Below are 13,980 nucleotides of genomic sequence, written 5' to 3'. Positions count from 1 at the left end.
GGCGGGGCATCGCGATGTCCAGCACCGCGAGGTCCACGTCGTGGGTGCGGGCCATCTCGATGGCCTCCGCGCCGTCACCGGCCTCGGCGACCACCTCCAGGTCCGGTTCCCGGTCGAGGATCAGCCGAGCGGAGCAGCAGCATCCTCGCATCGAATGCGGCAAAGACGAAGCAAATCAGGACGGAGTGCCGCAAAAGTGTCGGGTGTTGTGAAGTCACCTCTTCCTCTGCTGTCTTACCGCTGTCTCAGCGGGCGGGCGGCGCCCGCCCGGATCACGCGGTCTGTCTAGGCTGGATGTCCGAGAGCCGATACACACGTCAGCCGATACGCACGTCAGCAAGGAGCAGCGCCGTGGCGGTACGAGCGGTCCGGGGGGCCGTCCAGCTGGAGCGGGACGAGGCCGGTCACATGGACGAGCAGGTCGGAGCCCTGCTCACCGCCATCCTGGAGCGGAACGGCCTGACCGCCGACGACCTGATCAGCATCTGGTTCACGGCCACCCCCGACCTGCACAGCGACTTCCCGGCCGCCGCGGCCCGCAAGCTCGGCATCACCGACGTGCCGCTGATCTGCGCCCAGGAACTGGACATCGAGGGCGCCATGCCCCGGATCGTCCGCGTCCTCGCGCACATCGAGTCCGACCGGCCGCGCGCCGGGATCGCCCATGTCTACCTCGGTGCGGCGGCCGCCCTGCGCAAGGACATCGCCCAATGAGAACCGCCCTCGTCATCGGCACCGGGCTCATCGGCACCTCCGCCGCCCTGGCCCTCGCCCGGCGCGGGGTGGTCGTGCACCTCGCCGACCACGACCCGGAGCAGGCCCGTACGGCCGCCGCGCTCGGCGCCGGCACGGACGAGGCCCCGGACGGGCCCGTCGACCTCGCGATCGTCGCCGCACCTCCGGCCCATGTGGCCGGGGTGCTCGCCGACGCCATGCGCCGGGGCCTGGCCCACGGCTACCTGGACGTGGCCAGCGTCAAGGGCGGCCCGCGCCGCGAACTGGAGTCGCTCGGCCTGGACCTGACCGCCTACATCGGCACCCACCCCATGTCGGGCCGCGAGAAGTCCGGCCCGCTGGCCGCGACCGCCGACCTCTTCGAGGGCCGCCCCTGGGTGCTCACCCCCACCCGGGACACCGACACCGAGGTGCTCAACCTCGCCCTGGAACTGGTCTCGCACTGCCGTGCGGTTCCGATCGTGATGGACGCCGGCGCCCACGACCGCGCCGTGGCCCTCGTCTCCCACATGCCCCACCTGGTCTCCAGCATGGTCGCCGCGCGCCTGGAGAACGCCGAGGAGACGGCCGTACGGCTGTGCGGGCAGGGCATCCGGGACGTGACCCGGATCGCCGCCTCCGACCCGCGGATGTGGATCGACATCCTGTCCGCCAACCCCGGACCGGTCGCCGACCTGCTCTCCGACGTCGCCGCCGACCTGGACGAGGCCGTCCGGGCCCTGCGCGCCCTGCAGTCCTCCGACGAGGCCAAGCGCCGCGAGGGCAGCGCCGGCATCGAGGACGTGCTGCGGCGGGGCAACGCCGGTCAGGACCGGGTGCCCGGCAAGCACGGGGCCGCGCCGCACGTGTACGAGGTCGTCGCCGTCCTCATCGACGACCAGCCCGGCCAGCTGGCCCGCATCTTCGCGGACGCGGGGACGGCCGGGGTCAACATCGAGGACGTACGGATCGAGCACGCGACCGGACAGCAGGCCGGCCTGGTGCAGCTGATGGTCGAGCCGAAGGCGGCGCCCCTCCTGACGGCGGCCCTGCGGGAACGGGGCTGGTCCATCCGCCAGTAAGAGGGGCTCCGGGAAGCCAGTAACCTTGTGCGGGGCGCCTACGACCTGGCGTCCCGCACCCTCGTCCACCACCCTTCAGCAGGAAGGTGCCCCGCTGTGGAAAACGGCGCCGCCCGGATCGCCCAGCCCGTGATTGTCGCCATCGACGGCCCCTCCGGCACGGGCAAGTCGAGCACGTCGAAAGCCGTCGCCACGCAGCTCGGCCTGAGCTACCTGGACACCGGCGCCCAGTACCGGGCGATCACCTGGTGGATGGTGACCAACGGGATCGACATAGAAGACCCCTCCGCGATCGCCGCCGTGGCCGGCAAGCCCGAGATCGTCTCCGGCACCGACCCGGCCCACCCGACGATCACCGTCGACGGTGTGGACGTGGCCGGCCCGATCCGCACCCAGGAGGTCACCTCCAAGGTCAGCGCCGTCAGCGCCGTACCGGAGGTGCGGGCCCGGATCACCGAGCTGCAGCGCTCGCTGGCCACCTCCGCCGAGGCCGGCATCGTCGTCGAGGGCCGTGACATCGGCACCACCGTGCTGCCGGACGCCGACCTGAAGATCTTCCTCACCGCCTCCCCGGAGGCCCGTGCCGCCCGCCGCAGCGGCGAGCTGAAGGGCGCGGACGTGCACGCCACCCGCGAGGCCCTGATCAAGCGGGACGCCGCCGACTCCAGCCGCAAGACCTCGCCGCTGGCCAAGGCCGGCGACGCGGTCGAGGTGGACACCACCGACCTGACGCTGGCGCAGGTCATCGAGTGCGTCGTCACCCTCGTCGAGGAGAAGCGGGCCGCGAAGTGAGCCGTCCGCCGGAGCGTGCGGAGGGTCCTCCGTCCGAGCGCGGTGCCGACGTCGGCCGGCGCATCGGCGTCGGGCTGATGTACGGCCTGTGGCGCCCGCGTGTGCTCGGCGCCTGGAGGGTGCCCGCGACCGGCCCGGCGATCCTCGCCGTCAACCACTCGCACAACGTCGACGGCCCGATGGTCATGGGCGTCGCACCCCGCCCGGTGCACTTCCTGATCAAGAAGGAGGCGTTCGTCGGCCCGCTGGACCCCTTCCTGACCGGCATCGGCCAGCTGAAGGTGGACCGCCACACCACCGACCGTACGGCGATCACCCGTGCCCTCGGCGTCCTGGACGGCGGCGGCGTCCTCGGCATCTTCCCCGAGGGCACCCGTGGTGAGGGCGACTTCGCCTCCCTGCGCGCCGGGCTCGCCTACTTCGCGGTCCGCAGCGGAGCGCCGATCGTGCCGGTGGCGGTGCTGGGAAGTTCCGAGCGGCGCGGACGGTTGATAAAGGGGCTGCCTCCGCTGCGCTCCCGCGTCGACGTCGTCTTCGGCGACCCGTTCGAGGCGGGCGACGGCAGCGGGCGGCGTACGCGGCGGGCGCTGGACGAGGCGACCGAGCGCATCCAGAAGCAGCTCACCGCCCACCTGGAAAACGCCAGGCGTCTGACCGGGCGCCCGGCGACACTCGAGTAGTGGACCGCCGCCCACCGGCGGGGCTCCACCGACCACCACGATGAACGACGAGGTACGGACTTCATGAACGACCACATCCAGCCCGACGGCTCGGCCGAGCACGAGTACGAGCACGGGGCGCTCGGCGACGCCGAGTACGCGGAGTTCATGGAGCTCGCCGCGGAAGAGGGCTTCGACCTCCAGGACGTCGAGGGCGCCATCGAGGCGGCCGGACACGGCCCGCTGCCCGTGCTCGCCGTCGTCGGCCGTCCCAATGTCGGCAAGTCGACTCTGGTGAACCGCATCATCGGCCGCCGCGAGGCGGTCGTCGAGGACAAGCCGGGCGTGACCCGCGACCGCGTGACCTACGAGGCCGAGTGGGCGGGCCGCCGCTTCAAGGTGGTCGACACCGGCGGCTGGGAGCAGGACGTCCTCGGCATCGACGCCTCCGTCGCCGCCCAGGCCGAGTACGCCATCGAGGCCGCCGACGCGGTCGTGTTCGTCGTCGACGCCAAGGTCGGCGCCACCGACACCGACGAGGCGGTCGTCCGGCTGCTGCGCAAGGCGGGCAAGCCGGTGGTGCTGTGCGCCAACAAGGTCGACGGCCCGAGCGGCGAGGCCGACGCGGCCTACCTGTGGTCCCTGGGCCTCGGCGAGCCGTACCCGGTCTCGGCGCTGCACGGCCGCGGCACCGGCGACATGCTCGACCGCGTCCTCGAGGTGCTGCCCGAGGCGCCGCGCGAGACCTTCGGCCAGGCCGGCATCGGCGGCCCGCGCCGGGTGGCCCTGATCGGCCGGCCGAACGTCGGCAAGTCCTCCCTGCTGAACAAGGTGGCCGGAGAGGAGCGCGTCGTCGTCAACGAGCTGGCGGGCACCACCCGCGACCCGGTCGACGAGCTGATCGAACTGGGCGGCAAGACCTGGAAGTTCGTCGACACCGCCGGCATCCGCAAGCGCGTCCACCTCCAGCAGGGCGCCGACTACTACGCCTCGCTGCGCACCGCGGCCGCGGTGGAGAAGGCCGAGGTCGCCGTCGTCCTGATCGACGCCTCCGAGACCGTCTCGGTGCAGGACCAGCGGATCATCACCATGGCCGTCGAGGCGGGCCGCGCGCTCGTCGTCGCCTACAACAAGTGGGACACCCTCGACGAGGAGCGCCGCTACTACCTGGAGCGGGAGATCGAGACCGACCTCGCGCAGATCTCCTGGGCCCCGCGCGTCAACGTCTCGGCGCGCACCGGACGGCACATGGAGAAGCTGGTCCCGGCGATCGAGACGGCGCTGGCCGGCTGGGAGACCCGGGTGCCCACCGGCCGCCTCAACGCCTTCCTCGGCGAGCTCGTCGCCGCCCACCCGCACCCGGTCCGGGGCGGCAAGCAGCCGCGCATCCTGTTCGGCACCCAGGCCGGCACCAAGCCGCCGCGGTTCGTGCTGTTCGCCTCCGGCTTCATCGAGGCGGGCTACCGGCGCTTCATCGAGCGCCGGCTGCGCGAGGAGTTCGGCTTCGAGGGGACGCCGATCCACATCTCGGTGCGGGTCCGCGAGAAGCGCGGCGCGAAGAAGAAGTAGCCGAAGAAGAAGTAGCCGAAGCGGAAGGGCGGCCTCCTGAGCCAGGGGCCGCCCTTCCGCTTGCCGGAACGTCAGAGTCCGCGGCGTGGACCGGGCGGCAGCGCCGCCGGAACGTGCGGGGTTCCGGTGTCCTGCCGCCCGATCGTCCCGACGCGCTGCCACTGAGCCTGCTGGCGGCCGGTGCCGTGGCGGGTGCTGTACGCGCCCGCGCCGTAGGCGCCGTACGCGTTCGAGCCCGTACCGTGCGGGAGGTTCCCGAACGCGACGAAGCCCAGGTCCTCCTCGCCGCTGCGGTCGCCCGGCAGGGTCCGGAAGGACTTGACGTACTCGGCGTAGAGCGCGTCGTAGATCGGCGTGGCCGAGGGGCCGCCGTGAAGGTCCTGGGCCGGCCGCGACGGGGAGAGCTCCCGGCTCGACGAGCGCAGTCGGGAGCTCGGCGAAGGAATCGGCGGGTAGGACTGGCGGCGGGAAACGTCATATGCGTGCACGTATGTCCAAACGACCCCGGACCGGAAGGGATGCGGCCAGGGCCGGCAGGCTCTAGGTTCCGGCGAGCGGCAGCGCCGCCGCGACCAGCCTTCCGCCGGCCGCCGCCTTGTCCAGCGCGTCCCGCAGCAGGTCCTCGCGCGGCTGGCGGCCGATGGAGCCGACCGGCGCCGCGAACATCAGCACCTGCTGGTGCTTGCTGGCCGCCGCCCGCCAGCCGTCGGTGACCTGGAGCGGCTGGTGCGCCTGCCACCAGGCCACCGGCCCGCCGCCGCCCGCGCCCGGCTGGAGCACGGCGTGCAGTTGGCCCACGGCGAGCAGCACCGACCAGCCGTGCAGCACGGGCGGTACGGAGGCGATCTCGGTCACCGGCAGGAAGCCCTGCTCGACGAGCAGCGGCAGGAACTCGTCGTCGGCGCCCAGCGAGCCCGGGCGCGCGATGGGCGCGGTCGGCTCCACGACCAGGGCGGGGTGCAACTCCCCGGCGATGAGGACGAGTCCACTGGTCACACCGAGCACGGCCTGCTCCGGTACGACCTTCTGCGGCACGGCCTGCCCGGGCAGGCCGTGCCCGGGCACGGCCTGCTGCGGCGGGACCTGCTCGGGCACCCTGCCCGCCTCGGCGTTGATGGAGCGGACCGCGCCGCGCAGCTCCTCCTCGGTGACCTGGACGACCTGCGAGGGCAGGCAGGTGGCGTGGGCGAAGGCGAGGACGGCGGTCTCGTCCCCGATGAACAGGACGGTACTGGTGCGTTCCTGTTCGCAGTCGCCCGGGGTGCGGCAGGACGTGCAGTCGTAACTGCCCGGGGCGTTCTCTCCGGCGAGCAGCCGGTCGGCTTCTTCGTCGCCGATCTCGGCGCGTACGGCGTCGCTGACGTCGAGCATGCGCGGCACGGTTGGCTCCCTCGGGATGCGGGTGCGTGGCGGGGCCGGGCGGCTCCCGGCCCATGAACCGGGTGGGCCCCCGGCTCATGAAGAAGACAACGGACGATCTGTGGCGGGAGTCACGCCCTCCGCCGAACGGAATCGAACCATCCTGCGCACAGGGTCACGCCAGGTCCGGAACCGGGCACTCATCGTCAACTCCCCGAAAAATCAAGGGGCTTGATGGGGTGAAGTGGGTCACAGATCGCCTGCGCGAGTGGTCGAAAAATCAGGAAATCAGCGAATGAAACGGGTGGCCGAAAAAGATCGCTACCGCTGGTAACCGTCAACTGGCCTGCTCGGACGGGGCGTTGGTTGCCCCGAGCGCCGTCCGCTCCTTACAGTCCTCGGCCGTGTGCAACGAGCACCGCTCGGGTACGTCCGCCGACCGCACCGGACCGACACCACTCGGCCCGGTCTCTTCCGGCGGACGGGGCGAGCGTGCCGACCGCGCTCCTGCGCGGCGGGTGCGCCCCGCCTTGGGGGATCCCGAGTCCTTCGAGAGGGATTTACATGACCGAATGTGCCGACAAGAGCCACGACACCACGCGCGACAACGCCCGCAGGACGCGGACGACGACGGCGGCTCTCGCCGGGGCGGTGCTGCTCGCCCCGCTCGGGCTGCTGGCCGCGACCGGCAACGCCCACGCGGCGGACGGCGGAGTGTGGGACCGCATCGCCCAGTGCGAGAGCGGCGGCAACTGGCACATCAACACCGGCAACGGCTACTACGGCGGGCTGCAGTTCGCCGCCGGCACCTGGCGCGCCTACGGCGGCACGGCCTACGCGCCCACCGCCGACCGGGCCTCCAGGGCCCAGCAGATCGCCGTCGCCACCAGGGTCCAGCAGGCCCAGGGCTGGGGGGCGTGGCCGGTCTGCTCGGCCCGGGCGGGGGCCTCCGGCAGCGCACCCGGGACCGGAACGGGCCCGGTCAGGACCGAGTCGACGCACAAGTCCGTCACGTCCGTCAACAAGTCCGTCAACAAGTCCGTCCGGCAGAAGACGCGGAAGGCACAGGCAGCGCCGTCGCAGCGGCCGTCGAAGACGCCGGTGCGCGAGAACGGCCACACCGACCGCAGTGCCTCCCGCGGTGACTGCACCGTCCGCGCGGGCGACACGCTGAGCGGCATCGCCGCCCGGCACGGGACCACCTGGCAGCGGCTGTACGCCGCCAACAAGTCCGTCATCGGCGGTGACCCCGACCTGATCGTGCCCGGGCAGCGCCTCGCGCTCTGAGCCGTTCCCCTCGTGCCCGGGCCACCACACCAGGCCCCGTCCGGTCGCCCGACCGGACGGGGCACTAGTGACCGGCTTGATGCCGCTCCGGCTCGGGCTGCGGAGCCTGGCCGGCGTACTCGGGGTGGTGCAGGTCGAACGCCGGGGACTCCGAGCGGATCCGGGGAAGGGTGACGAAGTTGTGCCGGGGCGGCGGGCAGGAGGTCGCCCACTCCAGGGAGCGGCCGTAGCCCCAGGGGTCGTCGACCTCGACCTTCTTGCCGTACTTGGCCGTCTTCCACACGTTGTAGACGAACGGCAGCGTCGACAGACCGAGCAGGAACGCGCCGATCGTCGACACGGTGTTCAAAGCGGTGAAGCCGTCAGCGGCGAGATAATCGGCGTACCGCCGGGGCATGCCCTCCGCGCCCAGCCAGTGCTGCACCAGGAACGTGGTGTGGAAGCCGACGAACAGCGTCCAGAAGTGGATCTTGCCGATGCGTTCGTCGAGCAGTTTCCCGGTGAACTTCGGCCACCAGAAGTAGAAGCCGCCGAAGGTCGCGAAGACGACCGTGCCGAAGACGACGTAGTGGAAGTGGGCGACCACGAAGTAGCTGTCCGTGACGTGGAAGTCCAGCGGCGGCGAGGCGAGGATCACCCCGGTCAGGCCGCCGAACAGGAACGACACCAGGAAGCCGATCGCCCACAGCATCGGCGTCTCGAAGGACAGCGAGCCCTTGAGCATCGTGCCGGTCCAGTTGAAGAACTTCACACCCGTCGGCACGGCGATCAGGAAGCTCATGAAGGAGAAGAACGGCAGCAGCACCGCGCCGGTGGCGAACATGTGGTGCGCCCACACCACCACCGACAGGCCGGTGATCGCCATGGTCGCGCCGACCAGCGTCAGATAGCCGAAGATCGGCTTGCGGGAGAACACCGGGATGATCTCGGTGATGATGCCGAAGAACGGCAGCGCGATGATGTACACCTCCGGATGGCCGAAGAACCAGAACAGGTGCTGCCACAGCAGCGCCCCGCCGTTCGCCGCCTCGAAGACCTGTGCGCCGAACCTGCGGTCCGCCTCCAGCACCAGCAGCGCGGCCGCCAGCACCGGGAACGCCAGGAGGATCAGGATCGAGGTGAACAGCGTGTTCCAGGTGAAGATCGGCATCCGGAACATCGTCATGCCGGGCGCGCGCATGCCGATGATCGTGGTCAGGAAGTTGACCGCGCCGAGGATCGTCCCGAAGCCGGCCAGCGCGAGGCCCATGATCCACAGGTCCGGGCCGAGGCCGGGGGAGTGCGCCGTGTCGTTGAGCGGGGCGTAGGCGAACCAGCCGAAGGCGGCCGGCCCGTCGGGCACGAGCAGCGAGCCGAGCACGGTCAGCCCGCCGAACAGGAACAGCCAGTACGACAGCATGTTCAGCCGGGGGAAGGCGACGTCCGGGGCGCCGATCTGCAGCGGCATCAGCTCGTTGGCGAAGCCGGCGAAGGTCGGGGTCGCGAACAGCAGCAGCATGATCGTGCCGTGCATGGTGAACAGCTGGTTGTACTGCTGGTTGCTCATGAGCTGCAGCCCGGGGCGGGCGAGTTCGGCGCGCATCAGCAGCGCCATCACCCCGCCGACCAGGAAGAACACGAACGACGTGATCAGGTAGAGGTGGCCGATCTTCTTGTGGTCGGTGGTGGTCAGCCAGTCGACCACCAGCCTGCCGGGCCGCGTGCCGGGTGCCGGTCCTGCCGTCGCCGTGGTCTGGTTCTCCATAGCTTGCTCGCCCTCCGCTCCTCGAGCCCGGGTCCGCCGCGGCCCGCGGCCGGCCGGCCGGGGGCTCCTGTCATGATGCGCGCGTGACCGCGCGCCGCGACAGGGGGGTGCGGATGTTCTGTGCCGGAACGGTGAATTTCCTATGGGGTGTCAGCTTCCGCGAGCCGGTCCGGGCACGGAATACGAGGGCGCCCCGGGGCGGGGCGGGGAGGCTTCTCGCGGGGCATTCCGCCGGGCTTTTCCGGCTGCCGTACCGGTCGCCGGGAATTGCGTTCGGATGATTGCGGAAGGGGTCCGGAATCGCCCGTACGTGTGAAGGAGTTCGGCCGATCCGAAGTCATGCTTCTGTGACGGAAGTGTGACAGCAGAGGTATGTGTGACTCGGGTGCCGGGGCGGGCTTCCCCGGCCGCGGGCCAGGGCCTAGCGTGGCGGTATGGCATCGACTCCCACTCCGCCGACGGAGCCCCAGGACAGTCCGGACGCGTACGTCGGCCTCGAGGCCGGGCAGGCCGAGCGGCTCGCGCGCGAACGGGGCTGGAGCACGGTGCGGTCACTGCCGCCGGGCACGATCATCACCCTGGAGTACCGGGTCGGCCGGATGAACTTCGAGGTCAGAAACGGCCTGGTGACCCGCGCCTGGAAGGGCTGAACCGCCGCGCCGGCTCCCGGCCCGGCGGCGGTCCCGTCCGTCAACTGCCGGTCAGTGGGCGGGCCGACGAGGCCGTGCCGCGCGGGGACCGGTCGGAGTACGGCGGCCGGCGTCTGCCGGCCGGGGTGGACGGCGTGCGTTCCGGACGGGCCGTGTGGCGGCCCGGGGTGAGGTGGGCCGGCGTCCGGGGCGTACGGCCGGCGCCGACCGTCTCGCGGGCCGCCGGAGCCTCCTTCGAGGCGGACGGGTGCGGCGTGAACACGGCGGGCGCACCGACGGGAGCGACCGGCGCGGGCACCGGTGCCCGGCGGCCGCGGCGGGCACGCCAGCGGTCGCGCAGGTCGAACAGGGCGGCCTCGGCCCTCGCGATCAGCGGCTCGAACCACGGCAGCGCCAGCAGGATCAGCAGCCCCGCGGCCCAGCCGAGGAGCACGTCGCTCAGCCAGTGCGTACCCAGGTAGACCGTGGTGAGGCCGACGCCGAGCGCGATCACCGCGGACAGTGCCGACAGCCAGCGGCGCGCCGTCGGGGTGGAGGCCAGATAGGCCAGGATGCCCCAGGTCACCACGGCGTTGGCGGTGTGGCCGCTGGGAAATATATCGCCGCCCAGGCCCATCTCGTTGGAGCCGATGACGGTCGCGTAGTGCGGTCCGAGACGACCCATCCCGATCTTCGCGGCGCCGACCGTGACGTTCAGCAGCAGCAGTGAGGTGGCCAGGGTCAGCAGCGGACGAAGCGTGTGCTGCCGCCACGAACGCCAGCCCAGCCAGGCGGCGACCATCACCGCGGTGGGGCCGCGCTGGCCCAGCACCACGTAGTAGTCGAGGAACGCGTGGACCTCCGGCCACTGCTGGTACGGCCGGAAGAACATGATCTGCCAGTCGAGCCGGACCAGCCACGAGGTGGTCACCACGGCCCAGACGATGGACAGGTAGAAGGCCAGGGTCGCCGAGAGGAGCACGAACCGGTGGCGGCTCATCCGCGGCACGTCGATGTGCGCCGGCCGTTGCGGCTCACGGTCCAGCCGGGCGAACAGCCGGTCCACGCGGGTGAGGGTTCCTTCGGTACGCACCTAATCGACGTTACAGCGAGTGAGCTCAGTTCCCCGACGCAGCATGGGCTTTGTGATGACGATGTGATGTGGGATTGCTCTCAACGGGGCTTTTTTTCCCACGAATTCCGCAATCCCGGGCGACTCCCGCCCGTATTTCCTTTTGATCATTCGGGCGAACGCTTATGCCGCGCTTATGAATGCGCCGCTCGAACGCCCCGGGGGAATTCGGCGCCCGCCCCCGGCCGTCCGGCACCCGTCACGGGGGGCCGGAGCCGTTCAGCCAGAACGCCCCGTACACCGCCGAGGCCACCGCGACGCCGCCCACCACCAGCGCCGACCGGGCAGGGCGCGACCGGGCGAGGGCCAGGGCGAGCGGCAGCAGCAGCGGGAAGGCGGGCAGCAGCAGACGCGGCTTGGAGCCGAAGTAGCTCGACGCGCACAGGGCGAGCGCGGTGACGGCACCCGAGTACACCAGCAGCGCGAGCGGCTGCCGCTGCCGTACGCAGACGGCGTACAGCCAGATCACCGCGGCGACCCCGGCGATCAGCCCGAGCCCGGCCAGGGCCGACGGGAAGGACGTGAACCTGCCGGCGGCGAAGCGGGCGAAGGCGTACCCGCCGTCGAAGCCGTTGCGCCAGCCGGCCTGGACGTCCAGATAACCGAAGGGGCCCTTGCCGGTGCGGTGCCCGACCCACAGGACGTAACCGGCGGCGCCGAGCGGGGCGAGCAGCATGCCGACCGTGCGGCGCGTGCGGCCCGGGGCCGTCGCGCCCCGGTCGCGGACGAACGAGGCGACGGCCGCCGCCCACACCGCCGCGACCACCGCGAGACCCACCGGGCGGGTCAGTCCGGCCGCCAGGGCCAGGGCGCCCGCCGTCACCCAGCGGCCGGTCAGCACGGCGTACAGCGTCCAGGCGGCGAGCGCCGTGAACAGCGACTCGCTGTACGCCATCGACTGCACGATCCCGACCGGCAGCACCGCCCACAGCAGCACCGCCCAGCCACCGGCGCGGCGGCCGTACACATGGTCGGCCACCGCGAAGATCCCCCAGGCCGCGGCGAGCGAGGCCACCAGAGCGACCACGAAGCCGGCGTCGGCGTACGACAGCGGGCCCACCGAGGCGAGCAGCCGCTCCAGCCACGGAAGCAGCGGGAAGAAGGCCAGGTCGGAGTGGACGTCACCGTTCGGCAGGCGCACCACGTGGCCGTAGCCCCGTTCGGCGATCCCGGCGTACCAGAGCGCGTCCCAGCGGGCGGTCAGCAGTGTGTACGCGCTCTTGCCGCGCGTGGCGCTCCACACCGCCAGGACGAGCAGGCCCAGGGCGCGGACGGCCGCGTACCCGAGGAGCGCCGGCGCGGCCCGGCGCAGGATTCCGGTGCGGGCCGGCGCCACGCGCGTCGCAAGAACGGTCACCGACCGATTATCGAGTACGCGCGGAACCGGACCGGCCGCCGGGGCGTGCGGGCGGGGAGAGCAGTGGCGTACACCACACGGGTCGGGTGTGGGGTCTGAGAGGGGGGTCACGTGCCACCCGAGCGGACTCGCGTACCCTGACGTGTCACTCGTATGCCGTCACACAGGCCGGAAACCACCGCTCCTTTCCGGCCGGCCGCGGGGAGTCCCCACCCCGCGGGCCCGCCGGACACGAGGGCTCATCTGGGAGGTACGTACATGTCCGGGACGACCACGGCCGGCACTTGGCTGCGCCGTCGGGCGGCCGGGGCCGGTGCCAACCGCTGGGTCGTCCTGATCGTCCTCTGCGTCAGCCTGCTGCTGGTCGCGGTCGACGCGACCGTGCTGCACGTGGCGGTGCCCGCGGTCACCGAGGACCTCCGGCCCGGCGCCATCGAACTGCTCTGGATCGTCGACACCTACCCCCTCGTCTGCGCCTCGCTGCTGATCCTCTTCGGCACGCTGGGCGACCGGGTGGGCCGCAGACGGATCCTGCTGCTGGGCTACGCCCTGTTCGGCGTCGCCTCCGCCGCGGCGGCCTTCGCTCCCAACCCCCATGTGCTGATCCTCGCGCGGGCGCTGCTGGGCGTCGGCGGCGCCATGATCATGCCGGCGACGCTGTCCCTGCTGCGGCAGGTGTTCCCCGACCGGCGCGAGCGGGCGCTGGCCATCGGCGTCTGGAGCGCGGTCGCCGCGGTGGGCGCGGCGGTCGGGCCGCTGCTGGGCGGCTTCCTGCTGGAGCACTTCTGGTGGGGGTCGGTCTTCCTCGTCAACATCCCGCTGATGCTGGTGAGCCTGCCGGTGGGCCGGCTGCTGCTGCCCGAGTCGACCGGTGGCCGCGACGGCCCCTGGGACGTGGTCGGCGCGGTGCTGGCGGCGGTCGGGCTGTTCGGCGTGGTGCTGGGCGTGAAGCGGCTCGGCGGCGGGGAGGTGCTGAGCGCGCTCACCGTGGTGCCGCTGGTGGCCGGTGCGGCGCTGCTGGTGGTGTTCGTACGGCGGCAGCGGCGGCGGGCGCATCCGCTGGTGGATCTGAGGATGTTCGCCCGGCCGGCGTTCAGTACGTCGGTGGGCTGCATCGTGCTGGCCATGCTGGCGCTGGTCGGGCTGGAGCTGATCGCGGCGCAGTACCTGCAGCTGGTGCTGGGCCTGTCGCCGCTGCAGACGGGGCTGCGGCTGCTGCCGCTGACGTTCGCCGCGATGGCGGCCGGGCTGGCCGGGGCGCGGATGCTGCGGCGGTTCGGGCCGCGGCGGATGGTGTTCGCCGGGTTCTGCCTGACCGCCGGCGCGGTGGTGGTGCTGACCGCGATGGGTGGGCGGGACAACCCGGGGCTGCTGCTGTCCGGTTTCGTGCTGCTCGGGTTCGGTCTGGAGACCACGCTCTTCGGGGCGTACGAGTCGATGCTGAGCGAGGCGCCGCCGGAGCAGGCGGGCGGGGCCGCGGCGATCGGCGAGACGTCGTACCAGCTGGGCGCCGGGATGGGCGTCGCGTTGCTCGGCACGGTCATGAACGCGGCGTACGCGCCGGGGCTCGCGGACGTGCCGGGTGTGCCGGCGCCGGCGTCGGGGGCGGCCTCGCACTCGCTGGGGGAGGCGTACGGGGTCGCAGCGCGGCTGGGC

The 13,980-nt window shown here is 72.1% G+C and carries 13 protein-coding genes and 1 pseudogene; 8 read left to right on the top strand and 6 right to left on the bottom strand.

Annotation, left to right across the window (positions count from 1 at the left end; genetic code table 11):
• Nucleotides 1–127, bottom strand: a pseudogene (locus C1I97_RS16715) (response regulator); the annotation flags it as partial.
• Nucleotides 128–351: 224 nt separating this feature from the next.
• On the opposite strand from C1I97_RS16715, the gene aroH reads away from it, so the two are divergent.
• The 5 genes from aroH to der all read left to right on the top strand — a co-directional run bounded on the left by aroH (nucleotide 352) and on the right by der (nucleotide 4,816).
• A complete protein-coding gene (gene aroH, locus C1I97_RS16710) occupies nucleotides 352–714 on the top strand; it encodes a chorismate mutase (protein WP_111004018.1) in 363 nt (120 codons plus the stop codon).
• A complete protein-coding gene (locus C1I97_RS16705; protein ID WP_111004017.1) occupies nucleotides 711–1,796 on the top strand; it encodes a prephenate dehydrogenase in 1,086 nt (361 codons plus the stop codon). Before aroH ends, C1I97_RS16705 begins: the two co-directional genes overlap by 4 nt.
• A gap of 96 nt (nucleotides 1,797–1,892) precedes the next feature.
• A complete protein-coding gene (cmk, locus tag C1I97_RS16700; RefSeq protein WP_111004016.1) occupies nucleotides 1,893–2,588 on the top strand; it encodes a (d)CMP kinase in 696 nt (231 codons plus the stop codon).
• Nucleotides 2,546–3,268 (top strand): lysophospholipid acyltransferase family protein, encoded by a 723-nt coding sequence (locus C1I97_RS16695; protein ID WP_181446754.1) that lies wholly within the window; start codon nucleotides 2,546–2,548, stop codon nucleotides 3,266–3,268. The genes cmk and C1I97_RS16695 overlap by 43 nt, the downstream gene beginning before the upstream one ends.
• A gap of 63 nt (nucleotides 3,269–3,331) precedes the next feature.
• Entirely contained in the window at nucleotides 3,332–4,816 is a 1,485-nt protein-coding gene (der, locus tag C1I97_RS16690; protein ID WP_111004014.1) for a ribosome biogenesis GTPase Der, read from the top strand.
• Between the two features lie 71 nt (nucleotides 4,817–4,887).
• On the opposite strand, the gene C1I97_RS16685 is transcribed toward der, so the two are convergent.
• Both C1I97_RS16685 and C1I97_RS16680 read right to left on the bottom strand, forming a co-directional pair.
• Nucleotides 4,888–5,304, bottom strand: coding sequence for a hypothetical protein (locus C1I97_RS16685; RefSeq protein WP_111004013.1), 417 nt, complete (start codon nucleotides 5,302–5,304; stop codon nucleotides 4,888–4,890).
• A 52-nt stretch (nucleotides 5,305–5,356) separates the two neighbouring features.
• The gene (locus C1I97_RS16680) at nucleotides 5,357–6,196 is read right to left on the bottom strand and encodes a hypothetical protein (RefSeq protein ID WP_111004012.1); all 840 of its coding nucleotides are present in this window, start codon (nucleotides 6,194–6,196) and stop codon (nucleotides 5,357–5,359) included.
• 543 nt (nucleotides 6,197–6,739) lie between these two features.
• On the opposite strand from C1I97_RS16680, the gene C1I97_RS16675 reads away from it, so the two are divergent.
• Nucleotides 6,740–7,462: a transglycosylase family protein gene (locus tag C1I97_RS16675; RefSeq protein WP_111004011.1), complete on the top strand. Its 723-nt coding sequence runs from the start codon at nucleotides 6,740–6,742 to the stop codon at nucleotides 7,460–7,462.
• Between the two features lie 64 nt (nucleotides 7,463–7,526).
• On the opposite strand, the gene ctaD is transcribed toward C1I97_RS16675, so the two are convergent.
• Nucleotides 7,527–9,206 carry an aa3-type cytochrome oxidase subunit I gene (gene ctaD, locus C1I97_RS16670; protein WP_111004010.1) on the bottom strand — a complete coding sequence of 560 codons (1,680 nt, stop codon included), beginning with the start codon at nucleotides 9,204–9,206 and terminating at the stop codon, nucleotides 7,527–7,529.
• Nucleotides 9,207–9,640: 434 nt separating this feature from the next.
• Here ctaD and C1I97_RS16665 point away from each other — a divergent pair, with 434 nt between their 5' ends.
• The gene (locus C1I97_RS16665) at nucleotides 9,641–9,856 is read left to right on the top strand and encodes an I78 family peptidase inhibitor (RefSeq protein WP_111004009.1); all 216 of its coding nucleotides are present in this window, start codon (nucleotides 9,641–9,643) and stop codon (nucleotides 9,854–9,856) included.
• Between the two features lie 40 nt (nucleotides 9,857–9,896).
• On the opposite strand, the gene C1I97_RS16660 is transcribed toward C1I97_RS16665, so the two are convergent.
• The gene (locus C1I97_RS16660; RefSeq protein WP_111004008.1) at nucleotides 9,897–10,928 is read right to left on the bottom strand and encodes a phosphatase PAP2 family protein; all 1,032 of its coding nucleotides are present in this window, start codon (nucleotides 10,926–10,928) and stop codon (nucleotides 9,897–9,899) included.
• A 238-nt stretch (nucleotides 10,929–11,166) separates the two neighbouring features.
• Nucleotides 11,167–12,324 (bottom strand): hypothetical protein, encoded by a 1,158-nt coding sequence (locus C1I97_RS16655; RefSeq protein ID WP_111004007.1) that lies wholly within the window; start codon nucleotides 12,322–12,324, stop codon nucleotides 11,167–11,169.
• A 258-nt stretch (nucleotides 12,325–12,582) separates the two neighbouring features.
• On the opposite strand from C1I97_RS16655, the gene C1I97_RS16650 reads away from it, so the two are divergent.
• Nucleotides 12,583–13,980: MFS transporter (locus tag C1I97_RS16650; protein ID WP_111004006.1), on the top strand; the 1,398-nt coding region annotated here is incomplete at its 3' end.

The sequence above is a fragment of the Streptomyces sp. NTH33 genome, from assembly GCF_003236365.1.
In the GTDB taxonomy this organism is placed as follows: Bacteria; Actinomycetota; Actinomycetes; order Streptomycetales; family Streptomycetaceae; genus Streptomyces.
This window is presented reverse-complemented; position numbering and strand designations above follow the sequence as displayed.